Here is a 24,746-nt window from a genome sequence, read left to right on the forward strand (position 1 = left end):
TCGGGGCCTGATGCGCAGACTGCCCGTGGCCGATCCCGGCCCGCCCGACGCCCGATCCGCCTCCCGATTTCTCAGCTGGCTGGTCCGGCGCTCCCGTATGACGATCGTCACCGCGATCGTGCTCGCGGTCGCCTGGATGGGCTGTCAGTCGCTGGTTCCGGCGATGGTCGGCCGGGCCATCGACGCGGCCGCCGAGGAGCGCGCCCCGGCGCTGGTCGGCTGGGGCCTGGCGCTGTTCGTGGCCGGGGTGGCGCAGGCGCTGACCGGGATCAGCCGGCACCGCTACTCGGTCTACAACTGGCTGGGCGCCAGCTTCCGGACCGTGCAGGTGACGGTCCGCCAGGCGATCCGGCTCGGCTCGTCGCTGCCCCGCCGCCTGGAGGCCGGCGAGGTGGTGGCGATCGGCACCGCGGACATCACGCACATCGGCGGCGCGGTCGACGTCGCCTCCCGGGGCACCGGGGCGCTGCTCGCGGTCACCACGGTCACGCTGATCCTGCTGCACACCTCGGTCCCGCTCGGGCTGGTGGTGCTGATCGGCGTGCCCGCGCTGATGCTCGTCGTGAGTGGACTGATCCGGCCGCTGCACCGGCGCCAGCAGGCGTACCGGGAACAGCAGGGCCGGTTGACCGGCCAGGCCGCGGACCTGGTCACCGGGCTGCGGGTGCTGCGCGGCGTGGGCGGCGAGGCGGTCATGGTGGCGCGCTATCGCGCGCAGTCCCAGGCGCTGCGCGCGGCCGGCGTACGGACCGCCACCGTCGAGTCCCTCCTGGAAGCCGCCCAGGTGCTGCTCCCCGGAACGTTCCTGGTCCTGGTGACGTGGCTGGGCGCCCGGTTCGCCGCGGACCGGCAGATCACCGTCGGCCAGCTGGTCTCGTTCTACGCCTACGCCGCGTTCCTGGTCGCGCCGCTGCGCCAGCTCACCGAGTCGATCGACAAGGTGACCCGCGGGCACGTCTCGGCCCGCCGGGTGGTGAAGATGCTGAAGCTGTCCCGGGACGTGCCGGCCCGGGCCGCCGCCGAGCGACCACCCGGGGAGCTGGCCGACCCGGAGTCCGGGGTCCGGGTCGGCACCGGCCGGCTCACCGCGATCGTGACCGAGGACCCGGCGGACGCGGCCCGGATCGCCGACCGGCTCGGCGGGTACGAGCCCGGCGGGATGCTCGGCGAGACGCCACTGGAGGAGCTGCCCCTGGCGTACGTCCGGGGGCGCATCCTGGTGGCGGAGAACGACGCCCGGCTCTTCTCCGGGCACCTGCGGGCCGACCTGGACCCGGAGCGCGGCGGCCGGCTGGCGCAGGCGCTGGAGGCCGCGGCCGCCCAGGACATCGTGGACGGTCTGCCGCGCGGACTGGACAGTGTGGTGGCCGAGCGCGGCCGATCCTTCTCCGGCGGCCAGCAGCAACGGTTACGGCTGGTCCGGGCGCTGGTCGCGGACCCGGAGATCCTGATCCTGGTGGAGCCGACGAACGCGGTCGACGCGCACACCGAGGCGCGGATCGCCGAGCGGATCCGGGCGGTCCGAGCCGGCCGCACCACGCTCGTCTGCACGTCCAGCCCGCTCGTGCTGGGCCACACCGACCGGGTGCTCTACCTGGAGGACGGCCGGGTGGTCGCGGCCGGCACCCATCACGAGCTGCTCGACTCGGAGCCGCGGTACGCCCGCGCCGTGCTCCGCCAGGAGCGGCCGTGACCCACGCGCTACCCGTCGCCGACCGCTCCCAGGCCTGGCGCTACGCACGCTCGTTGTTCCGGACCCACCCCGGGATGTTCCGTGCCACCGTCGGGCTGCACCTGCTCGCCGCCCTGGCCGGGGTCACCGGGCCCCGGCTGCTCGGCGACCTGGTCCAGGCCGTCCAGCGCGGGGCGCACGCGGCCGAGCTGAACCGGGTGGCCGGCGCGCTGGCCGGGTTCGTGCTCCTGCAGGCGGTGCTGATCCGGTTCGCGTACCTGGCCTCCGCCCGGCTCGGCGAGCAGATCCTGGCCGAGCTGCGGGAGGAGTTCATCGCCCGGGTGCTGACCCTGCCGCTGGGCACCGTCGAGTCGGCCGGGACCGGGGACCTGCTGACCCGGACCACCCGGGACGTGGACGCGCTCTCCAAGTGCGTCCGGCTGGCCGTGCCGGAGACTCTGATCGCGCTGCTCACCGGCGGTCTCGTGGTGGTCGCACTGATCACCGTGAGCCCGGTGCTGGCGATTCCGCTGGTGATCGGGGTGCCGATCACGGTGGCCGGGACGCGCTGGTACGTACGCCGGGCGCCGTCCGCCTACCTGCGGCAGAACGCGGCCTACTCGGAGGTGACCGACGGGCTCGCCGAGACGGTCGAGGGGGCCCGCACGGTGGAGGCGCTGGGGCGGCAGGGGCAGCGGGTCGCGCGTACCGACCGGGACCTGGGCCGATCCTGGCGGGCCGAGCGGTACACGCTGTTCCTGCGGACCGTCTGGTGGCCGGTGATCGAGGTCAGCTACGTGGTGCCGATGGTGCTCACCCTGCTCGCCGGCGGCTGGCTCTACCTGCGCGGGTCGGTCACGCTGGGCCAGCTGACCGCGGCGGTGATCTACGTCCAGCAGCTGATCCACCCGCTCGACCGGCTGCTCTCCTGGCTGGACGAGCTCCAGGTCGGCTCGGCCTCACTGGCCCGGCTGCTCGGGGTGGCCGACGCCCCGGAGCCGCCCCGGCCGGCCGCGCCGCTGCCCGACGGGGTCCGGATCGAGGTCCGTGGCGTGCGGTTCGGCTATCTGGAGGGGCGGGAGGTGCTGCACGGGGTCGACCTGACCCTGCGGCCGGGGGAGCGGCTGGCCGTGGTCGGCCCGTCCGGCGCCGGCAAGTCCACCCTGGGCCGGCTGCTCGCCGGCATCCATCAGCCCACCGAGGGCAGCGTGACGGTCGGCGGGGTGCCGCTCGGCGCGCTCGCCCCGGACCGGCTGCGTGCCGAGGTGGCCCTGGTCAGTCAGGAGCACCACGTGTTCATCGGAACCCTGCGCGAGAACGTGGCGATGGCCCGCCCCACCGCGCCCGAGCCGGACGTCCGCAGCGCGCTCACCGCCGTGCACGCGCTGGCCTGGGCGGACGCGCTGCCGGCCGGCCTGGACACGATGGTCGGCGACGGCGGGCACCAGCTGACCGCGGCCCAGGCGCAGCAGGTGGCGCTGGCCCGGCTGATCCTCGCCGACCCGCACACGCTGGTGCTGGACGAGGCGACCGCGCTGCTGGACCCACGGGCGGCCCGGGACCTGGAACGGTCGCTGGCGGCGGTGGTGGACGGGCGGACGGTGGTCGCGATCGCGCACCGGCTCTTCTCCGCGCACGACGCGGACCGGGTGGCGGTGGTGGAGGGCGGCCGGATCACCGAGCTCGGGTCGCATGACGAGCTGGTGGCGGCGAACGGGCCGTACGCGGCGCTCTGGCGATCGTGGCAGGGCGGCGCCGAACCGCCGGAAGAGCCACCGGAGAAACCGCCGGACATGGCAAGGGCGCGTCCCCGGGAGGACGCGCCCTTGTAGAACCGGTGGAACCGCGGGACGGATCAGAAACCCGGACCGTGCTGGTGGCCGTGCCCGTGGCCGTGACCGTGACCGCCGTCGCCGGCCGGAGCCGCCTCAGCCGGCTTCTCCACGATCAGGCTCTCGGTGGTCAGCAGCAGACCGGCGATCGAGACGGCGTTGGAGACCGCGTTGCGGGTCACCTTCACCGGGTCGATGATGCCGGCGGCGGCGAGGTCCACGTACTCGTCGGTGGCCGCGTTGAGGCCGTGGCCCCAACCCAGCTCGGCCACCTTGTTGACCACGACGTAGCCGTCGTGGCCGGCGTTCTGAGCGATCCAGCGCAGCGGCTCGACCAGCGCCTTGCGGACGATCGAGACACCGACCGCCTCCTCGCCGGTCAGGCCGAGGCCACCGTCGAGCTCCTTGGCGACCTGCGCGAGCGCGGCGCCGCCACCGGGGACGGTGCCTTCCTCGACAGCCGCCTTGGTCGCCGCGATGGCGTCCTCGATGCGGTGCTTGCGCTCCTTCATCTCGACCTCGGTCGCGGCGCCGACCTTGATCACCGCGATGCCGCCGGAGAGCTTGGCCAGCCGCTCCGAGAGCTTCTCGCGGTCCCAGTCGGAGTCCGACGCCTCGATCTCCTTGCGGATCTGCGAGACCCGGTCGGCGACCTCGACGGAGTTACCGCCGCCGTCGACGATGGTGGTGTTCTCCTTGTCGACCACGATCCGCCGGGCGCTGCCCAGCTGCTCAAGGCCGACCTGGTCGAGCTTGTAACCGAGCTCGGGGGCGATCAGCTCGCCACCGGTCGCGATCGCCAGGTCCTGCAGGATCGCCTTGCGGCGGTCCCCGAAGCCGGGCGCCTTCACCGCGGCGACCTTGATGGTCTTGCGCAGCGAGTTGACCACCAGGGTGGAGAGCGCCTGGCCCTCCACGTCCTCGGCCACGATGAGCAGCGGCTTGCCGGTCTGCAGCACCTTCTCCAGCAGCGGGAGCAGCTCCTCGATGCTGGAGATCTTCTGGGTGGTGATGAGGATGTGGGCGTCCTCGAGCACCGCCTCCTGCGACTCGGCGTCGGTCACGAAGTTCGGCGAGATGAAGCCCTTGTCGAACTGCAGACCCTCGGTGACCTCGAGCTCGGTCGCCATCGCCGAGCCCTCCTCGACGGTGAGCACACCGTCGCGGCCGACCCGGTCCATCGCCTCGGCGATCAGCTCGCCGATCGTGGTGTCCTGCGCCGAGATGGCGGCCACGTTGGCGATCGCCTTGTGGTCGTCGACCCCGACGGCCTTCGCCAGCAGCGCCTTGGAGACGGCCTCGGCGGCCTGGTCCATGCCGCGCTTGAGACCGATCGGGTTGGCACCCGCGGTCACGTTGCGCAGGCCCTCGCGGACCAGCGCCTGGGCGAGAACGGTCGCCGTGGTCGTCCCGTCGCCGGCGACGTCGTTGGTCTTCGTCGCCACCTCCTTGACGAGCTGGGCGCCGAGGTTCTCGTACGGGTCGGAGAGCTCGATCTCCTTGGCGATGGTCACGCCATCGTTGGTGATCGTCGGCGCGCCGAACTTCTTGTCCAGGACGACGTTGCGGCCGCGCGGGCCGAGAGTGACCTTGACCGTGTCGGCGAGCGTGTTGACGCCGTGCTCCAGCAGGTGCCGGGCGTCGTCAGAGAAGCTGAGAATCTTCGCCATGTATAGGTCCCTTCACGCGCCGACGCCCTGCCCCGAAGTTGCCGGAACAGGGCGTCTGCACAGTCGGTTAGGTCTTACTTCTCGATGACCGCGAGGACGTCGCGGGCGGAGAGCACCAGGTACTCCTCACCGGCGTACTTGACCTCGGTGCCGCCGTACTTCGAGTAGAGGACCACGTCGCCGACATTGACGTCGAGCGGGACGCGGTTGCCCTTGTCGTCGATCCGGCCGGGGCCGACAGCGAGGACGGTGCCCTCCTGCGGCTTCTCCTTGGCGGTGTCGGGGATCACGATGCCGGAAGCGGTCGTGGTCTCAGCCTCGTTCGCCTGGACCACGATGCGGTCCTCGAGCGGCTTGATCGCAACCTTGGTCGCGGTAGTCACGGGCATACCCTCCTGGGTACAGGTTTCGCCGGCCTGGAATCAGACCGGTCAATGCCTCATGCCACCGGGCGGGGCCGTCGTCGCGGGTGCCGGTCCGCCTGGTGCCTAGCGTCCGGGACGGGCCCGGGCGCTGGCACCCTCATGTTGAGAGTGCTAATCGGAGATTATGCCGGAACTAGCACTCCGTCAACCAGAGTGCCAGCCTGTCACGCCGGGGAGAATGCCTGGTGTGACCCCTGAACTCCTTGCTCTGCTGCAGACCCCGGAAGGGGCGGATGCCCTGGCCGCGGCGGCTGAGGTCGGCGACGGCGAGCCGCTCGCCGCGGCCTCGGCCCTTCGGGCCCGGGGCTTCGGCGCGGAGCTGGCCGCTGCCGCTCTCACCCAGGCTAGTTTGCGCCGCCGGGCGGCGGTGAAGTTCGGCCCGGACGCCACCCGAATGTTCTTCACCCGGCCCGGCCTGGAACAGGCCACCCGCGCGGTGGTCGCGGAGCGCCGGGCCGCCCGGCTCGCCGCCTCCGGCGCCGCGACCCTCGCCGATCTGGGCTGCGGGCTGGGCTCCGACGCGCTGGCCGCGGCCCGCCTGGGGATCTCGGTGTACGCGGTGGAGGCCGACCCCGGCACTGCCGCGCTCGCCGCCGCGAACGCCCAGGCCGCGGGGCTGGCCGACCGGATCACGGTGACCTGCGCGGACGCGACCACGGTCGACGTGGAGCGGTTCGACGCGGTGTTCGCCGACCCGGCGCGGCGACAGGCCGGGCGGGGCCGGGTGTTCGACCCGAAGTCGTACTCGCCGCCCTGGGACTTCGTCGCCGGCCTGGCCGAGCGGGTCCCGCGCACGGTCCTCAAGCTGGCCCCGGGCATCGACCACGGGCTGTTGCCACCGGGCGCCGAGGGGGAGTGGGTGAGCGTCGGCGGGGACCTGGTCGAGGCGGCCTTCTGGTGCGGCCCGCTGGCGTCGGCGCCCCGCCGGGCGACCCTGGTCGGGGTCGGCGAACTCACCGGTTCGGGTCTGCAACGGGCCCCGGTCGGGCCGGTCGGCGCCTGGTTCTACGACCCGGACCCGGCCGTGGTCCGGTCGCACCTGGTCGCCGAGTTCGCGGCGGCGATCGGCGGGCGGCTGGGCGACCCGGAGATCGCGTACGTCTACACCGACGATCCGGTGGACACCCCGTTCGCCCGGCGGCTGGCGGTGACCGACGTGCTGCCGTTCTCGCTGAAGCGGCTGCGGGCGCTGCTCCGCGACCGCGGGGTGGGGACGCTGGAGATCCGCAAGCGCGGGTCCGCGCTCGTACCGGATCAATTGCGCAAGGACCTGAAGCTGAGCGGACCGCTTGCCGCGGGATTGGTTCTGACCAGGGTCGACGGCGCGCCGACCGTGCTGTTGACGGCGCATTCCTGAGCCGGAACGTAACCGGCACGTCGCAACGTGTCCGAATCGGGGTGAGGTGGAGATCACTCCCGGAGTACCGTGCGGCGCATGCCGAAGAAGGCGGCCGGTACCCCGGCCACTGTGCTGCTGAACGCGGAGAAGGTGCCACACACCTTGCATCCGTACGAGGTGTCCCCGGACGCGCCGAACTACGGCGCCCTGGTCGCGGCGGCCCTCGGAGTAGCGCCGGAACGGCTGTTCAAGACGCTCGTCGCCGAGGTCGACGGGCGTCTCGTGGTCGGCGTCGTGCCGGTCACCGGTGATCTCGATCTGAAGGCGCTGGCACACGCCGCGGGTGGCAAGCGTGCCGCCCTCGCCGACCGTGCCGCCGCCGAGCGGAGCAGTGGCTACGTGCGCGGCGGCATCAGTCCGCTGGGCCAGCGTAGGCAACTGCCCACAGTGATCGACGAGTCGGCGCGGGAACTGGACCTGATGTATGTCTCCGCGGGACGCCGCGGTCTGCAGGTCTCCCTGGCGCCGGCCGACCTGATCCGGTTGACCAGCGCGACCGTTGCGGTGATCAGAACCTGACACCCGGGCCCGGCGAAGGTAGCCGGGGATGTCGTTCGGTGGATGCGTGGTGTTACGCCCAGTTACACACAGCGGCCTTTGGTGTGCCTTCCAGCGCGGCTGTGTTGCTGGATTGTTATCCAGCGTTACGAGATAGATCTCCGCAGTGCCTTGTGTTCCAGGCCACCATCGGAATACGTTGCCGGGCACAACAAACCGGTTCCTGATCCATCGGCGCCCAGGGGAGCGACACTCCCAGGCACGCACCACCCCTGACAAATCCGAATAAGGCCCCGGATTTACCCCCCGAAAGGACATATGGAATGCGTAAGGGACTGTTCGCCCTTGCCGCGGTCGGCCTCCTGGCCACCGGAAGCATGGCTGCCTGTGGCGACGACAAGGCTGCCGACACCGGTTCTTCTGCCGGTACCGCCACCAAGGCGGGCAAGGTTGGCGTGATCCTGCCCGACACCAAGAGCTCGGCTCGTTGGGAGACGGCGGACCTCAAGTACCTGACCGAGGCGTTCAAGGCCGCGGGCGTCGAGGCGGACATCAAGAACGCCCAGGGCGACAAGGCCTCCTTCCAGACCATCGCCGACGGGATGATCCAGGAGGGCGTCAAGGTCCTCATGATCGTCAACCTGGACTCCGGCACCGGCAAGAACGTGCTGGACAACGCCAAGAAGGCCGGCATCGCGACGATCGACTACGACCGTCTGACGCTGGGTGGCGGTGCGAACTACTACGTCTCCTTCGACAACGTCGAGGTCGGCAAGCTGCAGGGTCAGGGCCTGATCGACTGCCTGACCGCGGCCAAGGCGACCAAGCCGGTGGTGTCGTTCCTGAACGGCTCGCCGACCGACAACAACGCCACCCTGTTCAAGGAGGGTGCGGTCTCCGTCCTCCAGCCGAAGTTCGACTCGGGCGACTACACCAAGGGCCCGGACGACGCGGTTCCGGACTGGGACAACGCCAAGGGCGGCACGATCTTCGAGCAGCAGCTGACCAAGGACCCGAAGATCGCCGGCGTGCTCGCCGCGAACGACGGCCTCGGCAACGCCGCGATCGAGGTGCTGAAGAAGAACAAGCTGAACGGCAAGGTCCCGGTCACCGGCCAGGACGCCACCGTTCAGGGTCTGCAGAACATCCTCGCCGGTGACCAGTGCATGACGGTCTACAAGGCGATCAAGAAGGAGGCCGACGCGGCCGCCGGACTCGCGGTCGCCCTGGCCAAGAGCGAGACGCCGACCACCGCCACCGGCACGGTCACCGACACCGAGTCGAAGGCCACCGTCCCGGCCGTGCTGCTCAAGCCGGAGGCGATCACCAAGGCGAACGTCAAGACGGTCGTCGACGACGGCTTCGTGACCAAGGCCGAGCTGTGCACCGCTGCCTACGCCGCGGCCTGCACCGCTGCCGGCATCAGCTGATCCAGCCCAGCTTCACCGCTTGAACCGGCGACGGCGCCGCTCACGCACCTTCGCGTGGGCGGCGCCTGAGTCGGTTCCGGCGGGCCCCGAACGGCCGGTCACCGAACGAAGGAGAAACACCCGTGGCCGCGACACCCCTTTTGGAGCTGCGCGGGATCGACAAGAGCTTCGGTCCCGTACAGGTCCTGCACGATGTCGAACTGAACGTCTACCCCGGCGAGGTGACCGCCCTCGTCGGTGACAACGGCGCCGGCAAGTCGACGCTGGTCAAGTGCATCAGTGGCATCTACACGATCGACGCGGGCACGGTGACTTTCGACGGCAAGCAGGTCGCCATCCACAGTCCCCGCGAGGCCGCCGATCTCGGCATCGAGGTCGTGTACCAGGACCTCGCGCTCTGCGACAACCTGGACATCGTCCAGAACATGTTCCTCGGCCGGGAGAAGGTCCGCGGCATCGTCCTGGACGAGCCGACCATGGAGCAGATGGCCGGCGAGACCCTGGCCAGCCTCTCGGTGCGCACCGTCAAGTCGCTGCGCCAGCTGGTCGCCAGCCTCTCCGGTGGTCAGCGCCAGACCGTGGCGATCGCCAAGGCCGTGCTCTGGAACAGCCGGGTCGTCATCCTCGACGAGCCGACCGCCGCGCTCGGTGTGGCGCAGACCGCCCAGGTTCTGGAGCTGGTCCGCCGGCTGGCCGACAACGGCCTCGGCGTGGTCCTGATCTCGCACAACATGAACGACGTCTTCGCGGTCTCCGACCAGATCGCCGCGCTCTACCTGGGCCGGATGGCCGCCCAGGTCAAGGCCAGCGACGTCACGCACTCGCAGGTCGTCGAGCTGATCACCGGCGGGCGCAGCGGCAACCTGGGCCTCCCGCCGGAGAAGCCCACCGACTTCGTCGACATCACGCCTGGAGCGGATCAGTGACCACCACACCCACCCTTGAGACCGCCGGTGGCGTCAAGGTAGTCAAGCCCACCGTCGGCACCCACGTCCGGGACTACATCGGCCGGATCCGGGGCGGCGACCTCGGCGCACTGCCCGCCGTGCTGGGCCTGGTCATCCTGGTGGCGATCTTCGGCAGCGCCCGGAGCGACACCTTCTTCAGCGCCGGCAACTTCGCGAACCTGTTCAACCAGGCCGCCGGCATCATCATGATCGCGATGGGCCTGATCTTCGTCCTGCTGCTGGGCGAGATCGACCTGTCCGCCGGTTTCGCCGCCGGCGTGTGCGGCGCGGTGATGGCCATCCTGCTCACCGAGCACGGCTACAACCAGGGCCTCTCCCTGGCCGCCGCGCTGGCCACCGGCGTCGTGATCGGCCTGCTGCTGGGCCTGCTGGTGTCGAAGGTCGGGATCCCGTCCTTCGTCGTCACGCTGGCCGCGTTCCTCGCCTTCCAGGGCGTGCTGCTGAACCTGCTGGGCGAGGGCAAGAACATCTCGATCCCGGACGGCTTCATCAAGTCGCTGAACAAGGACAGCCTCCCGGTCGGGTGGAGCTGGGGCCTCGCCCTCGCGGCGGTCGCGGCGTTCGGACTGGTGCAGTTCCTGCGCTACCGCGGCCGGGCGGCTCGTGGCCTGGTCACCGAGCCGATCGGGATCATCCTGCTGCGGGTGGCCGGCATCGCCGCGCTGCTGCTGGTCTCGACCGCGATCCTGACCCAGGAGCGGGCGATCAACCCCGCGATCGCCACGCTCAAGGGCGTCCCGATCGCCGCGCCGGTGATCGGTGGCTTCCTGGTGCTCTGGACGTTCATCCTGGGCCGCACCACGTACGGCCGGCACGTCTACGCCGTCGGTGGCAACGCCGAGGCGGCCCGCCGCGCCGGTATCCCGGTCGACCGGATCCGCATCTCGGTCTTCGTGATCGGTTCGTTCATGGCCGCGGTCGGCGGCGTGATGCTGGTCAGCCGGGCCGGCTCGGTCGACCCGAACACCGGTGGCAGCAGCACCCTGCTGTACGCCGTCGGCGCCGCCGTGATCGGTGGCACCAGCCTCTTCGGCGGCAAGGGCAAGGTGATCCACGCGGTGATCGGTGGCGCGGTCATCGCGGTCATCGACAACGGCATGTTCCTGATGGACTTCTCGTCGGGCACGCGCTACATGTTCACCGGCATCATCCTGCTGATCGCGGCGGGCGTCGACGCCCTCGCACGGCGCCGGGCCGCGGCTACCGGCAACCGCTGACGATGCGCGCGGGCCCCAGCCAGGAAGAGGTTCGCCGACACAATCTCGGGACACTGCTGCGGTACGTCCACGTACACGGCGCCACGTCCCGGGCGGAACTCACCACCCGGCTCGGACTCAACCGCAGCACCATCGGCGCACTCACCGGCGAGCTGATCACCGCAGGGCTGGTCAGCGAGGCGGTGCCGAAGGAGACCGGCCGGGCCGGGCGACCGTCACTGGTCGTCCGGCCCGAGTCGGAGAAGATCTTCGCGTACGCCCTCAGCATCGAGGTGGATCGCCTGCGTGCCGCCCGGGTCGGGCTGGGTGGGCAGATCCTGGAGCAGTACGAGACCGTCCGCCCGCCCGGGATGAGCGCGGACGAGGCGGTCGAGCCGCTGGCCCGGTTCGTCCGGGCGATGCACGACCAGGTCGGCGACGACTCCCGTTGCGTGGGCAGCGGGCTCGCGGTGGCCGGCATGGTGCGCCGCGAGGACGGCATGGTCCGGCTCGCGCCGACGATCGGCTGGGTCGAGGAGCCGGTCGGCGCGGCGCTGCGGGCCGAGCTGGGCGCGCCCGGCTCGCTCAGCATCGGCAACCACGCCGACGTCTGCGCGCTCGCCGAGCACGCCCGGGGCGCGGCGGTGGGCTGCGACAACGTCATCTACCTGTACGGCGACGTCGGTGTCGGCGCCGGCATCGTGGCCGGCGGGCGCCGGGTCACCGGGCACGGCGGGTACGGCGGCGAGGTCGGCCACATGGTGGTCAACCCGTACGGCCGGCCCTGCGACTGCGGGTCCCGTGGCTGCTGGGAGACCGAGATCGGCGAGCACGCGCTGCTGCGCCTGTCCGGCCGGGAGGACCGGACCGGGCGGGACGCCGTGCTCGAGGTGGTGGACGCCGCGGTCCGCGGGGACAGCCAGGCCCAGCACGCACTGCGGCACGTCGGCGACTGGATCGGCTTCGGCGTCGGCAACCTGGTCAACATCTTCAATCCGGAGGTGGTGATCTTCGGTGGCACGTTGCGGGACGTGTACCTGGTCGCCGCCGCCCAGATCCGCAGCCGGCTGAACGCCGTCGGCCTGCCCGCCTGCCGTGAACACGTCCGGCTGCGCACCCCGGAGCTCGGCGCGGACGCGGCCCTGATCGGGGCCGCCGAGCTGGCGTTCGATCGCCTGCTCGACGATCCACTGGTCTCCTGATCACCCGGGACGCGCGGATCGCCCGAGAAGCTCTATGCTGCCGCGCATGCCCCCGCACCACCCGGTCCTGGACGTGGCCGTCGCGTACCCGAAGATCGCCGAACTTCGCTCCCTCCTGACCGCCCAGGACTGGTCCGCCGCGCGCACGATGCTCGACGTCGCCGAGCCGGTCGAGCGCGACTACCTGATCCGGGCCGGAAGCGAGGTCGCCGGGTGTGCGGAGCTGCTGCGCGGGGTGCTCGCCGGCGATCCCGCGGACAGCGCCGCCGCCGCGATGCTCGGCCAGCACCTGATCGCCGCGGCCTGGGCGATCCGGACCGCGGCCCGCGCGCAGCACGTCGGCAAGGAGCAGTTCGCCCGCTTCCACGACGGGCTGCGGCAGGCCGAGATGGTGCTGATCGACGCGGCCGCGCGTACCCCGGACGACCCGGCCGTCTGGTCCGCGCGGCTGACCACCGCCCGCGGCCTGGAGCTGGGCCAGTCCGAGGCGCGCCGCCGCTACGACCGGCTCGCCGAGGTCAGCCCACACCACCTGCCCGGCCAGCTCCAGCTGCTGCAGCAGCTCTGTCCGAAGTGGAGCGGAAGCTGGGAGAAGGGGCACGCGTTCGCCCGGGAGGCGGCCGCCGCGGCGCCGGAGGGCGCGCTGAACGCGGTGCTGATCCCCGAGGTGCACATCGAGCACTGGCTGGAGCTGGAGGGCGCCGCGGCCCGGCGCGCCTACGTGATGTCGGACGCGGTCCGCGGCGAGGTGTACGAGGCGGCCCGCCGCTCGGTCTGGCACCCCGAGTTCCGCCGGACCCACGGCTGGGTGCTGGTGATGAACACCTTCGCGGCGTACTTCGCGATGGTCGACGACATGCCGGCGGTCGGCTCGCTGTTCACCGCCCTCGGCGACCTGGCCACCGAGTCGCCCTGGCGCTACCTCGGCGACCCGGCCACGGTGATCAGCCAGTTCCGGGCCCGTGCGCTGCCGGCCGGGAGCCCCGCATGATCACCCAGGTCGAGGTGGACGGCGTGCCGGCCGTACTCGCGCCGACCACCGGCCCGATGCACGCCGGCCTGGTCTTCCGGGTCGGGGTGGCGGACGAGACGCTGCCGCTGCGCGGCCTGACCCGCCTGGTCGAGCACCTGGCGCTGGACGGGCTCGGCACCGCCGACCAGCAGCACAACGGCACGACCGGCGCCGAGCACACGTTCTTCCACGTGCAGGGCACGGCCGAGGAGATCACCGGGTTCCTCGGCGCGGTCTGCGACGCGTTGCGCGAGCCGGACCCGGCCCGGATCGCGGCCGCCCGGGAGCGGCTGCGCGCCGACGAGCGGGGCAACGACCCGCTCGCGCTCTGGCGGCACGGCGCCCGCGACTTCGGCCTGACCGGTTACCCCGAGTGGGGTCTCGACCGGATCGGCGAGGAGCAGCTGCGGACCTGGATCGGACGGTACTTCACCAGGGAGAACGCGGCGCTCTGGATCGCCGGCGCGGAGGTGCCGGACGGGCTGAAGCTGCACCTGCCCAGCGGCGAGCGCCAGCCGGCCCGGACGCCGTCCTCGGCCCTGCCGAGCAGCCCGGCCTGGTTCACCGGGGCGGACAGCGACGTCGCCTGGGACGCGGTGGTCCCCCGGGAGTCGCGCGCCGCGGTCTTCGCCAACGTGCTGGAACGGCAGATGTTCCGGGAGCTGCGGCAGCACGACGGCATCTCGTACACGGTCCGCACCGACTACCAGCCGCGGGCCGGTGGCACCGCGCGGATCGTCGCGTACGCCGACGCCCTCCCGGAGAAGCGCGAGGCGGCCCTCGGCGGCCTGGTCGACCTGCTGGCCGCGATGCGGGCCGGCCGAATCGACCCGGAGGACGTGGCCACCGTCCGCACCCTGACCGCGGACGGGCTGGCCGAGGCGGACACCCGTGGCGGGCGGCTGCCCGGGCAGGCGTTCAACCTGCTCGCCGGCCGGGAGCTGAAGGACCTGGACGAGGCGGTCGCCGAGGTCCGCGCGGTGTCGGCCGAGGACGTGGCCGGGGTGGCGGTGGCGGCGTACGACGCCGGCCTGCTGATGACCCCGGCCGGGACCACCGGCGACTGGGCCGGCTACACCGCCGCCCCGACCCACTCCGAGTCGACGATCGCCGGCCGGGCTCACCGCGCCATCCGCGACCCGCGGCACCACCTGGTCAGCGGCCCGGACGGGGTCAGCCACGTGATCGGCGAGCAGGCCGCGACGGTCCGCTACGACCAGGCCGTGGCCGTGCTGGCCTGGCCGGACGGTGCCCGGCAGCTGATCGGCCAGGACGCGATCGTGGCCCGGATCGAGCCGTCGCTGTTCCGGGCCGCCGCCGCGGTGACCCGGGACGTGGACGCGCGGGTGCCGGCCGGCCTGCGGATCGAGATGCCGGCCCGGGATCCGGAGCGCGTCCCGCAGCCGCCGCCCAAGCCCGAGATGGGTCTCCGGGAGCGGATCCGGCCGTACTTCATAGTTCTGGTCTTTGTTCCCTTCGGTCTTCTCCTGCTCGCCGTGGCGGGCTACGGGCTCTGGCAGGTGATGAACGGACGGCCGTTCACCGGGGACGGCACCACCGCCAAGGACCTGGTGGTCGTCTGCGGCAGCGTCCTGATCGTCGGGGTACTGCTCCAGCTCGTCCGGCAGGGCGTGCGTGAGCTGCGCGAACGCTGGGCGAACCGCTGATGGTCCGGCGACTCGACGTGGACGGGGTGCCCACGCTGCTCGCTCCGACCACCGGGCCGATGCACGCCGGCCTGGCGTTCCGGGTCGGCCTGGCCGACGAGCCGCTGGCCCGGCGCGGCATCACCCACCTGGTCGAGCACCTCGCGCTGCACTCGTTCGGGATGGCCGACTACCACTACAACGGCGCGACCGGGGTGGAGCACACCTACTTCCACATGCGCGGCGCCGAGGCGGACATCGTCACGTTCCTCAACGGCGTCTGCGCCGGGCTGCAGGACCTGCCGATGCGGCGGCTCGAGGTGGAGAAGGAGATCCTGCGCACCGAGGAGAACGGGCGCGGCGAGGGCGCCACCGACGGGCTGGCCCTGTGGCGGCACGGCGCCCGGGACTACGGCATGCCCGCCTACCCGGAGTGGGGCCTGACCGGGCTCACCCCGGACGACCTGCGGGCCTGGGTGGCGCATTGGTTCACCAGGGAGAACGCGGTGCTCTGGATCGCCGGGGCGGAGGTGCCGGCCGGGCTGCGGCTGACCCTGCCGGCCGGCGAGCGCCGCCCCGCACCCCGGCCGTCGTCCGCCCTTCCGGTCCGCCCGGCCTACTTCCACGGGCCGTCCAACGTGGTGGCCTGGAACGCGGTCGTGCCCCGCCGGCCGGCCGCCTCGGTCTTCACCGGCGTGCTGGAGCGGGCGCTGTTCCGCTCGCTGCGTCAGGAGAGCGGCCTCTCCTACACCGTGCAGACCGACTACGACCCGCGCGGTGACGGCACCGCGGTGCTGACCGCGCTCGCCGACGCGCTGCCGGAGAAGCAGGACGCGGTGCTCGGCGGCTTCGTCGACGTGCTGGCCGCGGTCCGCGCCGGCCGGATCGACCCGGCCGAGGTGACCGCCGTGGTGAACCAGCGCCGCGAGGACCTGGCGCACGCCGAGGAGATCGGCGCCCGGCTGCCCGGGCAGGCGTTCAACCTGCTCGCCGGCCGGCCGGTGCAGAGCGCCGAGGAGGTGCTGGCCGAGCTGGGCGCGATCACCCCGGAGGACGTCGCCGAGGTGGGCCGGGTCGCGGTCGAGGACGGGCTGCTGATGACGCCGGGGCGCACGACGGCCGACTGGGCCGGGTACACCGCGGCGCCGGACAGTTCGCCCGAGGCGGTTCCGGGGACGTCGTACGCCTCGCTGGAACGCCCCGAACGACGGCTGATCGCCGGCGAGCACGGGGTCAGCGCGGTCGACCCGGAGTCGGTGACCACCGTGCGGTTCGACGCGTGCTCGGCCGTGCTGGTCTGGCCGGACGGCGCCCGCCGGTTCGTCGGCGAGGACGGCATCCAGGTGCACATCGAGCCGACCCTGTTCGGCTACGGCTACGCCGTGGTGGCCGCGCTGGACAGCCGGGTGCGTCCCGAGCTGCGCGTCGCGATGCCGGCCCGCGACCCGTCCCGGATCCCGTCGCCCCGGCCACCCGCCGGGCCCGTCCCCGCGCCGGGGCCCGCGCGGACCGGGCACGGCGCGCTGATCACCCTGCTCGTCGTGCTGATCCTGGTCGTCCTGGCCTGCGGTGGGCTGGGCCTGCTGATGGGCATCGCCTCGGTGGTGGAGTCCGAGGACCGGGCCTACGGGATCGGCGTGACCGTGTTCAGTCTCGGACTCGCGGCCGGCGCCGCCTATGGCGCATATCGCCTTACGAAACGCTTACGCGCCAGCTGACTTCCAGTTTCGCGAGGCAGGATGGCCCGGTGAGAACATCGATCCGGGCCGGACTGGCCGGCGTGGCGGCGGCCGCGGCCGCGCTCGGGGTGGCGGAACTGCTCGCGGTCTTCGCCGGAGCACGCTCGGCGCCGCTGGTCGCGGTCGGCGGCGTGGTCGTCGACCACGTGCCGCCCGGGGTGAAGGATTTCGCCATCGCGACGTTCGGCACCCACGACAAGACCGCGCTGCTCACCGGCACGGCGGTGCTGCTCGGGCTCTACGCGTACGGCGTCGGTGTGCTCGCCGCGCGCCGCCGGCCGTTCGCCCTGGCCGGGATCGCGCTGTTCGGCGTGGTCGGGATCGCGGCCGCGGTGACCCGCCCGGGCGCCGGCGTGGCGGCCGGGATCCCGTCGGCGGTCGGGGCGGCGCTGGCCGTCTGGGTGCTGCGGCACCTGCTCGGTCTGGAGGGGGCGTCGCACGAGACCGATCCGGAGGCCCGGCGCCGCTTCCTCAAGCAGGTCGGGATCGTCGCCGCGGTCGCGGTGGGCGGCGGGACGGCCGGCCGCTGGCTGACCTCGCGCGGCGCCGCCACCGAGGCCCGGAAAGAGCTCACCCTCCCGGCGGCGAGCGAGCCACCCCCGGTGGTCCCGGCCGGCGCGCAGGTGCCGGGCGCGGTGCCGTACGTGACGCCGAACGCGGACTTCTACCGCATCGACACCGCCCTGATCTCCCCGCAGGTGGACCCGGCGAACTGGACCCTGAAGATCCACGGCATGGTCCGCAACCCGATCGAGATCACCTGGGCGGAGCTGCTGCAGCGCCCGATGGTCGAGCGGTACGTGACGCTGGCCTGCGTCTCCAACGAGGTCGGCGGCGACCTGATCGGCAACGCGCTCTGGCTGGGCACCCCGATCAAGGCGCTGCTCGACGAGGCGGATCCGCTGCCCGGGGCGGACCAGGTGGTGCAGCGCTCGACCGACGGCTGGACCTGTGGCACGCCGACCGCGGCGCTGCGCGACGGGCGGGACGCGCTGCTGGCGATCGGGATGAACGGCGAGCCGCTGCCGGTCGAGCACGGCTTCCCGGTCCGAATGATCGTTCCCGGACTGTACGGATACGTCTCGGCGTGCAAGTGGATCACCGAGATCGAGCTGACTCGATTCTCTGACTTCGATGCCTACTGGGTGCCGCGCGGCTGGTCGGCGCAGGGCCCGATCAAGACCGAGTCGCGGATCGACACACCCCGCGACCACGCGTCCCGCAAACCCGGCCCGGTCGCGGTGGCCGGCGTGGCCTGGGCTCAGCACCGGGGCATCGCCAAGGTCGAGGTGCAGGTCGACGACGGGGCCTGGGAGACGGCGTCGCTGGCGCCGGCGGTTTCCGACGACACCTGGCGGCAGTGGAAGCACACCTGGACGGCGTCCTCCGGCGAGCACGTGCTGCGGGTCCGGGCGACCGATCTCGACGGCTACACGCAGACGTCCGACCTGGCCGATCCGGCCCCGGACGGGGCCACCGGATGGCACCAGGTGACGGTCTCCGTCAGCTAGTTGAAAGCCGCACTTTCGGTCCGACTCGAAAACGCAAGTCGCTCATACGGTGGGTTGCATGTCCACCAATGCGGTTGAAGAACCGCTGAACCACTCGACACGGCCCCCTGGGGAGGACCGTGTCGCCAGTCGTGTGGTGATGCCGCGTACCGGGCGTTCTCAGGCCGCCGGTGCCTGCCGCTGTGCGGGCACCGCCGACTTGTGGGGCCGGCCGAGGCGTGCCTCGAGCCGGAGCAGGTCGACCCGGCCGTGACGATCGGCCAGGTCCTCCCAGCCGACCGCGAGCAGCCGCAGCCGCTCCGATTCGCTGAACCCTCCCCACACCCCGTACGGCTCGCGCACCGCGAGTGCGTGGGCGGCGCACTCGGCCCGCACGGGGCACGCGCCGCACATCGTCTTGGCCTTCGCCTCGCGGCGGTTGCGGGACGACCCGCGCTCACCGTCGGGGTGGAAGAACTGCGCACTGTCCCGGCCCCGACACAGTCCCAGTCGCTGCCAGTCCCACAGGTCGGCGATCGGACCGGGCAGCCTGCGAACGTTCGACATCAACACCCTCCTCACCGCGCGGCACCGCGGATTGGTCGACATGGGGGCCTTCGACGGGCCTCACGCGGGTGTACCCCGGCGAAAGCCGGCTCACACGCAACATGTCGATGTCTCTCCGAGCGCAGTGGCAAAGAGGTGGCAAGTCATACCTTTCTTTCCCGTTTTTTCCATCTAAAGCGCGTAATGCTGCGGCCCTCGCGTGATCTCCTCTGAGAGAGAAGGAGGATCACTGTGCGTACCGTCCTCGTGTGCGTCCGAACCCCGCTGGCGGCCCAGACCGTCGCGTCCACCGCGGCCCGGCTCGGCATGACCGGCGTCGTCCGGACCGCGGTCAGCGAGACCGAGGCCATGATCCGACTGGCGGAACGGCCGGCCGAAGTGGTCCTGGCCGACACCGCCGTGACCCGACCCGACAGCGTCGGCTTCACCCGGCGCGTACTCGCCCGGGCTCCGCAGGCCCAGCTGGTGCTCTTCGGCGCTGAAGACCCCCGGGTGGCGGCGGCGGCCGTCGCCGCCGGCGCCCGCGGTGTCATCCGCGGCGTCGAACACGACCTGGTCAGCGTCGTCGCCAAGGCGCTGCTCCTACTACTGCTGCCGGTACGCCCGCAGGGCATGCCGATCAACGGCAACGCGCAGCCGGCCACCGTGGCCGGCGGAATGCGCAACAACAACTCGCCCGCGACCCGTGGGCAGTACGGCATGGTCGGTGCGCCGAACGCGGCCGCCGTCCCGGCCATGCTGCCGAACTCGCCGATGGTCCCGGCCCAGCGCGGCGACGCGCCCATCGACCCGGCCACCGGCCGGCCGATGGTCGCCTGGCCGGGCAACGAGATGGGCGAGGCTCAGCCGGCCGGGCGGCGGCTCACGCTCACCGAGCGCGAGCTGCAGGTGCTTCGCGGGATGGCGGACGGGAAGAGCAATGCGGAGATCGGCCGCGAGCTCTTCGTCTCCGAGGACACCGTGAAGACCCACGCGCGGCGGTTGTTCCGCAAGCTCGGCGCGCGCGACCGGGCGCACGCGGTGGCGGCCGGTTTCCGCGCGGGCCTGGTCGCCTGAACGGAAACAGCAGCTCCAAGACCGGCGGGGGAGATCTTTCCTCGCCGGTCCGCTTTACCCCGAAGGTCAAATTCTGCATTGCCTCGGCTGCGGCCAATAACTGATCGCTGCTCCCGCGGGGACCCTTCCGGGCTTTGCTGGCCGCTGGCGCGTCCAGAACGCAAAGCCCTACAGGGCGATGTCCGTGGGTGGTTGCGGAAAACCGTTCCCCGCGGCCGGGCCTGGACCGGCATCCGCGTCGCGGGGTCCTTTGAAACCGTGCCCACCCGCGGACGTCGCCCTGGAGGGTCTCGCGTTCTGGGCGCCCCGCGCCCTGCGAGGCCCGGAAGGGTCCCCGCGGGAGCGACGATCTGTACCCCGGCGGACCGGGGCAATGAAGATCTTGAAGTTGATCCTCAGTCGTCGTCGCTGCCCTCGGTGAGTGTGTCGTGTACGCCATCGGCGTAACCACGCGCGTACTCCCACGTCACGTAGTGATCCGGGTCCGGGTCGTAGGCCGGCTCGTGCACCCGCGGGCGGCCACTGCTCAACAGGTGGCGCAGGTTGCCGCGGAGCAGGTCCCAGTCGAAGTAGTGCGGCTCGTGACAGTCCTCGCACTCGATGACCAGCCCGCGGATTCCCGTCGGGCTCAGTAAGGCCTGATAGATCTCCAGGTCGGAGAGATCCTCCAGGACGTCCTGCCGCTCGTCCTCGGTCAGCGGTTCGTTCTCGGCGTCCTCGTTGAGGTCGTCGAGTTCCGCGGCCGGGTCGGCGGGGTCGCCGTTGAACGGGTCGATCGGCTCTTCTTGCACCCCCATACCGTACTCACCTCGCGGTGGTGTGTGCTGGCCCGCACGTTCTGTCCGCCGCCAGGGTGCCCCCGTCCAGGATGGGTAGGATGGACAACTCCGCCTCTTGCCTAGGGATGATCTGTGGAATTTGACAGCGCTCGCACTGTTCCCCTCGGTCTGACTTTCGACGACGTGCTGCTGCAGCCCGGGGAGTCGGACGTGGTGCCCAGCCGGGTCAACACGGTCACTCGCCTGACGCGCAACGTCGAGCTGTCCATTCCGCTGCTCTCGGCGGGCATGGACACCGTCACCGAGGCGCGGATGGCGATCGCCATGGCCCGCCAGGGCGGCATCGGCGTGCTGCACCGGAACCTGTCGGTGGAGGACCAGGCGGCCCAGGTCGACCTGGTGAAGCGGTCCGAGTCCGGCATGATCACCAACCCGATCACCTGTGGTCCGGACGACACCCTGCACCACGTCGATGCGCTGTGCGGGCGGTACCGGATCTCCGGCGCCCCGGTCGTCGACGAGCAGGGTGTGCTGGTCGGCATCGTCACCAACCGGGACATGCGGTTCGTCAGCGATCTGGACGCCAAGGTCCGGGACGTGATGACCAAGACCCCGCTGATCACCGCCCGGGTCGGGGTGACCAAGGACGAGGCGCTCGAGCTGCTCGCCAAGCACAAGGTGGAGAAGCTGCCGCTGGTCGACGAGGGCGGCCGGCTGCGCGGTCTGATCACCGTGAAGGACTTCACCAAGTCCGAGCAGTTCCCGAACGCGGCGAAGGACCCGCAGGGCCGGCTGCGCGTGGCCGCCGCGGTCGGGGTCGGCGACGACTCCTACAAGCGGGCCCGCGCCCTGGTCGACGCCGGGGTGGACGTGGTGATCGTCGACACCGCGCACGGTCACCAGCGGGCCGTGCTGGAGATGGTCGCCCGGCTCAAGAAGGACGTCACGGTCGACATCATCGGCGGCAACATCGCGACGTACGCGGGCGCCAAGGCCCTGGTCGAGGCGGGCGCCGACGCGGTGAAGGTGGGCGTCGGCCCGGGTGCGATCTGCACCACCCGGATCGTCGCGGGCGTGGGTGTGCCGCAGATTACCGCGATCATGGAGGCCAGCCGGGCCTGTGCGCCGGCCGGGGTGCCGGTGATCGGCGACGGCGGCATCCAGTACAGCGGTGACATCGCCAAGGCGATCGTGGCCGGCGCCAGCACGGTGATGCTCGGCAGCCTGCTGGCCGGCTCGGAGGAGAGCCCCGGCGAGCTGATCTTCATGAACGGCAAGCAGTTCAAGTCGTACCGGGGGATGGGGTCGCTGGGCGCGATGCAGTCCCGCGGTCAGGCCAAGTCGTACTCGAAGGACCGCTATTTCCAGCAGGATGTGAACGAGGACAAGCTGGTCCCCGAGGGCGTCGAGGGTCAGGTGCCCTATCGTGGTCCTCTGTCCAGGGTGGCGCACCAGCTCATCGGCGGGCTGCGCGCGGCCATGGGCTACGTGGGTGCGGAAACCATCCCCGACCTGCAGGAGCGGGGACAGCTCATCCGGATCACGGCGGCCGGGCTCAAGGAGAGCCACCCGCACGACATCCAGATGACGGTCGAAGCTCCCAACTACCACTCCCGTTAAGAGGATCTGGAAGCCCAATGCGTGACGTAGTGGAGATCGGCCTAGGAAAGACCGCCCAGCGCGGTTACCACCTGGATGACATCGCGATCGTGCCGAGCCGGCGGACCCGGGACGTCGACGACGTCTCGACCGAGTGGAAGCTCGACGCGTACCCGTTCAAGATCCCCTGCGTCGCGCACCCGTCGGACGCCACCCAGAGCCCGGAGTCGGTGATCGCCCTGGGCCGCCTCGGTGGCCTGGGCGTGCTCAACGCCGAGGGCCTCTGGACGCGCTACGAGGACCCGTCCAAGATCCTCGAGGAGCTCGCCTCGCTGGACGAGGAGGCGGACGCCACCAAGCGGCTGCAGGAGGTGTACGCCGAGCCGATCAAGCCGGAGCTGATCGCCGAGCGGGTGCGCCAGATCCGGGAGGGTGGCGTCACCGTCGCCGTCCGGGTGTCGCCGCAGCACACCCTGGCGCTCGCCCCGGTGATCCTGGACGCCGGCGTGGACCTGCTGGTCATCCAGGGCACCCTGGTCTCGGCCGAGCACGTCTCGACGACCGACGAGCCGCTGAACCTCAAGGAGTTCATCGCTGACCTGGACCTGCCGGTCATCGTCGGCGGCTGCACCGACTACAAGACCGCCCTGCACCTGATGCGCACCGGCGCGGCCGGCGTGATCGTCGGCGTCGGCGCGGACGAGTGGTCGACCACCGACACCGTGCTCGGCATCCGGGTGCCGATGGCCACCGCGATCGCCGACGCGGCCGCGGCCCGGCGGGACTACCTGGACGAGACCGGCGGGCGGTACGTGCACCTGATCTCCGACGGCGGCATCGCCACCTCCGGCGACATCGCCAAGGCGATCGGCTGCGGCGCCGACGCGGTGATGCTGGGCGAGCCGCTGTCGCTGGCCGAGGGCGCGCCGGCCGGGGGTGCCTGGTGGCACTCGTCGGCCAGTCACCCTGCTCTGCCGCGCGGTGGGTTCTGCATCGCCGGTGAGCCGGACGGGACGTTGGAGCAGCTGCTCTACGGCCCGGCGGACCGGGCGGACGGGCAGCTGAACCTGTTCGGCGGGCTGCGGCGCGCGATGGCGAAGTGCGGCTACCGCGACGTCAAGGAGTTCCAGAAGGTCGCGTTGGTTCTGGATCGCGCCTGATCAGATGACTGGGCGGGTTTTTCCGTTCAGCCAGGCCGCGAAGAAGGTGTCCAGGTCCTTTCCGGACACCTTCTCCGCGGTGGCGATGAACTGGGCGGTGTCGCCGTTCCCGTCCCGGTGCTCGCTGGTCCAGGTCTTCAGCAGGGTGAAGAACGCGTCGTCGCCGATCGTCTTGCGGAGCGCGTGCACGATCAGCGCGCCGCGCTCGTAGACCGGGGCGCCGAAGAGCCGGGCCGGCCCGGGGTCGCCCGGCGGCTGGGTCCAGTCGACCGAGGCGTAGGACCGGTCGAACTGCTTCTGCACGGTCTCCTGGTGATCGTGTTCGGACCAGAGCCATTCGGCGTACGTCGCGAACCCCTCGTTCAGCCAGATGTCCTGCCACCGGCTGAGCGCCACGCTGTCCCCGAACCACTGATGCGCCAGCTCGTGCGCCACCACCCCGGGGTTCGCCCCGCCGGCGAAGAACGTGGCGCCGTAGACCGGGCGGGACTGGGTCTCCAGCGCGTACCCGATCCGGGTGTCGGTGACCACCACCCCGCCGTTGGCGTCGAACGGGTACGGCCCGAACACGCTTGCCAGATAGTCGGTGATCTCCCCGGTCCGGGCCAGTGAGGTCGCGGCCGCGCTGCTGGCCGGCATCGAGTCGGGCACCGCGATGATCATCGGCCGGCCGTCGTGGGTGCTCGTGGTGATCCGGTACTGCCCGATCACCACGGTGGACAGATAGCTGGCCATCGGCGCGCTCTCCGCCCACCGCCAGGTGGTCCAGCCGTCCTTCGTGGCGCGCGGGCCGGGCACCCCGTTGCTGATCACTTCCAGTCCGTCCGGCACGGTCATCGCCAGCGTGAAGGTGGCCTTGTCGGACGGGTGGTCGTTGACCGGATACCAGGTACTGGCCGACTCCGGCTGGCCGAGCGCGATGCCGCCGTCCGTGGTGCGGATCCAGCCGCCGTTGCCCAGCGACTTGTTCTCCAGTTGGTCGGGGGTGCCGCCGTACTCGGCGACGACGGTGAACCGCTGCCCGTCCGGGATCCCGGCGGCCGGGGTGACGATCAGCTCGTTGCCACTGGCCCGGCTGGTCGCGGCGGCACCGTCCACGGTGATCTTCGAGACGGTCAGGTGGGCCAGGTCGAAGTCGAACGAGGACAGGCTCTGGGTGGCGGTCGCGGTGATCGTGGCGCGGCCGTCGAGCTTGCCGGTCTTCGGGTCGTAGCGCAGGTCGAGGTCGTAGCCGGCCACGTCGTACCCGCCGTTGCCGTACTTCGGGAAGTACGGGTCGCCGGCCCCGTCCGCGCCGGGCCGGAAGTCCGGCGCGGCCGCGGAGGAGGGCGCCGGGTCAGGCTGATGCCCGGTGCATCCGGCGAGCAGAAGCACAACGGCCAGCAGGGAACCCCGTCGTCTCATCC

Annotated in this window: 20 protein-coding genes; 15 read left to right on the top strand and 5 right to left on the bottom strand. The window is 71.7% G+C overall.

Annotation, left to right across the window (positions count from 1 at the left end; genetic code table 11):
• Positions 1–10 precede the first annotated feature (10 nt).
• Both L3i22_RS03525 and L3i22_RS03530 read left to right on the top strand, forming a co-directional pair.
• A complete protein-coding gene (locus tag L3i22_RS03525; RefSeq protein WP_221325566.1) occupies positions 11–1,693 on the top strand; it encodes an ABC transporter ATP-binding protein in 1,683 nt (560 codons plus the stop codon).
• Positions 1,690–3,504, top strand: a complete 1,815-nt coding sequence (locus L3i22_RS03530) for an ABC transporter ATP-binding protein (RefSeq protein ID WP_221325567.1) — start codon at positions 1,690–1,692, stop codon at positions 3,502–3,504. The genes L3i22_RS03525 and L3i22_RS03530 overlap by 4 nt, the downstream gene beginning before the upstream one ends.
• 23 nt (positions 3,505–3,527) lie before the next feature.
• Here the strand turns inward: L3i22_RS03530 and groL are convergent, their stop codons facing one another.
• Both groL and groES read right to left on the bottom strand, forming a co-directional pair.
• Complete coding sequence (gene groL, locus L3i22_RS03535) at positions 3,528–5,174, bottom strand: chaperonin GroEL (protein WP_221325568.1); 1,647 nt, start codon at positions 5,172–5,174, stop codon at positions 3,528–3,530.
• A gap of 74 nt (positions 5,175–5,248) precedes the next feature.
• Complete coding sequence (gene groES / locus L3i22_RS03540) at positions 5,249–5,563, bottom strand: co-chaperone GroES (protein WP_092548647.1); 315 nt, start codon at positions 5,561–5,563, stop codon at positions 5,249–5,251.
• A 214-nt stretch (positions 5,564–5,777) separates the two neighbouring features.
• On the opposite strand from groES, the gene L3i22_RS03545 reads away from it, so the two are divergent.
• From L3i22_RS03545 to L3i22_RS03590, 10 genes are all read left to right on the top strand, one after another.
• On the top strand, positions 5,778–6,956 hold the full coding sequence (locus L3i22_RS03545; RefSeq protein ID WP_221325569.1) for a methyltransferase domain-containing protein: 1,179 nt from the start codon (positions 5,778–5,780) through the stop codon (positions 6,954–6,956).
• Between the two features lie 78 nt (positions 6,957–7,034).
• Complete coding sequence (gene ybaK, locus L3i22_RS03550; RefSeq protein WP_221325570.1) at positions 7,035–7,517, top strand: Cys-tRNA(Pro) deacylase; 483 nt, start codon at positions 7,035–7,037, stop codon at positions 7,515–7,517.
• Positions 7,518–7,819: 302 nt separating this feature from the next.
• Positions 7,820–8,926: a sugar ABC transporter substrate-binding protein gene (locus tag L3i22_RS03555; protein ID WP_221325571.1), complete on the top strand. Its 1,107-nt coding sequence runs from the start codon at positions 7,820–7,822 to the stop codon at positions 8,924–8,926.
• A 122-nt stretch (positions 8,927–9,048) separates the two neighbouring features.
• Positions 9,049–9,852: an ATP-binding cassette domain-containing protein gene (locus L3i22_RS03560; protein WP_221325572.1), complete on the top strand. Its 804-nt coding sequence runs from the start codon at positions 9,049–9,051 to the stop codon at positions 9,850–9,852.
• Positions 9,849–11,111: a sugar ABC transporter permease gene (locus L3i22_RS03565; RefSeq protein WP_221325573.1), complete on the top strand. Its 1,263-nt coding sequence runs from the start codon at positions 9,849–9,851 to the stop codon at positions 11,109–11,111. Before L3i22_RS03560 ends, L3i22_RS03565 begins: the two co-directional genes overlap by 4 nt.
• A gap of 2 nt (positions 11,112–11,113) precedes the next feature.
• Entirely contained in the window at positions 11,114–12,292 is a 1,179-nt protein-coding gene (locus L3i22_RS03570; protein WP_221325574.1) for an ROK family transcriptional regulator, read from the top strand.
• A 46-nt stretch (positions 12,293–12,338) separates the two neighbouring features.
• Positions 12,339–13,283, top strand: coding sequence for a hypothetical protein (locus L3i22_RS53280; RefSeq protein WP_255657918.1), 945 nt, complete (start codon positions 12,339–12,341; stop codon positions 13,281–13,283).
• Complete coding sequence (locus L3i22_RS03580) at positions 13,280–14,971, top strand: insulinase family protein (RefSeq protein WP_221325575.1); 1,692 nt, start codon at positions 13,280–13,282, stop codon at positions 14,969–14,971. The genes L3i22_RS53280 and L3i22_RS03580 overlap by 4 nt, the downstream gene beginning before the upstream one ends.
• Positions 14,971–16,668 carry a pitrilysin family protein gene (locus L3i22_RS03585; RefSeq protein ID WP_221325576.1) on the top strand — a complete coding sequence of 566 codons (1,698 nt, stop codon included), beginning with the start codon at positions 14,971–14,973 and terminating at the stop codon, positions 16,666–16,668. The genes L3i22_RS03580 and L3i22_RS03585 overlap by 1 nt, the downstream gene beginning before the upstream one ends.
• A gap of 29 nt (positions 16,669–16,697) precedes the next feature.
• Complete coding sequence (locus tag L3i22_RS03590) at positions 16,698–18,200, top strand: molybdopterin-dependent oxidoreductase (RefSeq protein ID WP_221325577.1); 1,503 nt, start codon at positions 16,698–16,700, stop codon at positions 18,198–18,200.
• 159 nt (positions 18,201–18,359) lie between these two features.
• Here the strand turns inward: L3i22_RS03590 and L3i22_RS03595 are convergent, their stop codons facing one another.
• On the bottom strand, positions 18,360–18,746 hold the full coding sequence (locus tag L3i22_RS03595; protein WP_221325578.1) for a WhiB family transcriptional regulator: 387 nt from the start codon (positions 18,744–18,746) through the stop codon (positions 18,360–18,362).
• Positions 18,747–18,977: 231 nt separating this feature from the next.
• Here L3i22_RS03595 and L3i22_RS03600 point away from each other — a divergent pair, with 231 nt between their 5' ends.
• Positions 18,978–19,802: a response regulator transcription factor gene (locus tag L3i22_RS03600; RefSeq protein ID WP_221325579.1), complete on the top strand. Its 825-nt coding sequence runs from the start codon at positions 18,978–18,980 to the stop codon at positions 19,800–19,802.
• A gap of 395 nt (positions 19,803–20,197) precedes the next feature.
• On the opposite strand, the gene L3i22_RS03605 is transcribed toward L3i22_RS03600, so the two are convergent.
• Entirely contained in the window at positions 20,198–20,593 is a 396-nt protein-coding gene (locus tag L3i22_RS03605; RefSeq protein ID WP_203739646.1) for a DUF5319 domain-containing protein, read from the bottom strand.
• A 120-nt stretch (positions 20,594–20,713) separates the two neighbouring features.
• Between L3i22_RS03605 and guaB the strand changes: the two genes are divergently transcribed.
• Both guaB and L3i22_RS03615 read left to right on the top strand, forming a co-directional pair.
• Positions 20,714–22,201, top strand: coding sequence for an IMP dehydrogenase (gene guaB, locus L3i22_RS03610; protein WP_221325580.1), 1,488 nt, complete (start codon positions 20,714–20,716; stop codon positions 22,199–22,201).
• A 17-nt stretch (positions 22,202–22,218) separates the two neighbouring features.
• Positions 22,219–23,340 carry a GuaB3 family IMP dehydrogenase-related protein gene (locus tag L3i22_RS03615; RefSeq protein WP_221325581.1) on the top strand — a complete coding sequence of 374 codons (1,122 nt, stop codon included), beginning with the start codon at positions 22,219–22,221 and terminating at the stop codon, positions 23,338–23,340.
• On the opposite strand, the gene L3i22_RS03620 is transcribed toward L3i22_RS03615, so the two are convergent.
• Complete coding sequence (locus L3i22_RS03620) at positions 23,341–24,744, bottom strand: M1 family metallopeptidase (protein ID WP_221325582.1); 1,404 nt, start codon at positions 24,742–24,744, stop codon at positions 23,341–23,343.
• Between the last annotated feature and the right edge of the window lie 2 nt (positions 24,745–24,746).

This window comes from Actinoplanes sp. L3-i22 (assembly GCF_019704555.1).
Taxonomy (GTDB): domain Bacteria; phylum Actinomycetota; class Actinomycetes; order Mycobacteriales; family Micromonosporaceae; genus Actinoplanes.

Excerpts from the sequence above, each read along its gene's own strand:
- groL (WP_221325568.1), bottom strand. The coding sequence starts at position 5,174 with ATGGCGAAGATTCTCAGCTTCTCTGACGACGCCCGGCACCTGCTGGAG.
- L3i22_RS03525 (WP_221325566.1), top strand. The coding sequence starts at position 11 with ATGCGCAGACTGCCCGTGGCCGATCCCGGCCCGCCCGACGCCCGATCC.
- L3i22_RS03545 (WP_221325569.1), top strand. The coding sequence starts at position 5,778 with ATGCCTGGTGTGACCCCTGAACTCCTTGCTCTGCTGCAGACCCCGGAA.
- L3i22_RS53280 (WP_255657918.1), top strand. The coding sequence starts at position 12,339 with ATGCCCCCGCACCACCCGGTCCTGGACGTGGCCGTCGCGTACCCGAAG.
- L3i22_RS03595 (WP_221325578.1), bottom strand. The coding sequence starts at position 18,746 with ATGTCGAACGTTCGCAGGCTGCCCGGTCCGATCGCCGACCTGTGGGAC.
- L3i22_RS03620 (WP_221325582.1), bottom strand. The coding sequence starts at position 24,744 with ATGAGACGACGGGGTTCCCTGCTGGCCGTTGTGCTTCTGCTCGCCGGA.
- L3i22_RS03615 (WP_221325581.1), top strand. The coding sequence starts at position 22,219 with ATGCGTGACGTAGTGGAGATCGGCCTAGGAAAGACCGCCCAGCGCGGT.
- ybaK (WP_221325570.1), top strand. The coding sequence starts at position 7,035 with ATGCCGAAGAAGGCGGCCGGTACCCCGGCCACTGTGCTGCTGAACGCG.
- L3i22_RS03580 (WP_221325575.1), top strand. The coding sequence starts at position 13,280 with ATGATCACCCAGGTCGAGGTGGACGGCGTGCCGGCCGTACTCGCGCCG.
- L3i22_RS03555 (WP_221325571.1), top strand. The coding sequence starts at position 7,820 with ATGCGTAAGGGACTGTTCGCCCTTGCCGCGGTCGGCCTCCTGGCCACC.
- L3i22_RS03570 (WP_221325574.1), top strand. The coding sequence starts at position 11,114 with ATGCGCGCGGGCCCCAGCCAGGAAGAGGTTCGCCGACACAATCTCGGG.
- groES (WP_092548647.1), bottom strand. The coding sequence starts at position 5,563 with ATGCCCGTGACTACCGCGACCAAGGTTGCGATCAAGCCGCTCGAGGAC.
- L3i22_RS03585 (WP_221325576.1), top strand. The coding sequence starts at position 14,971 with ATGGTCCGGCGACTCGACGTGGACGGGGTGCCCACGCTGCTCGCTCCG.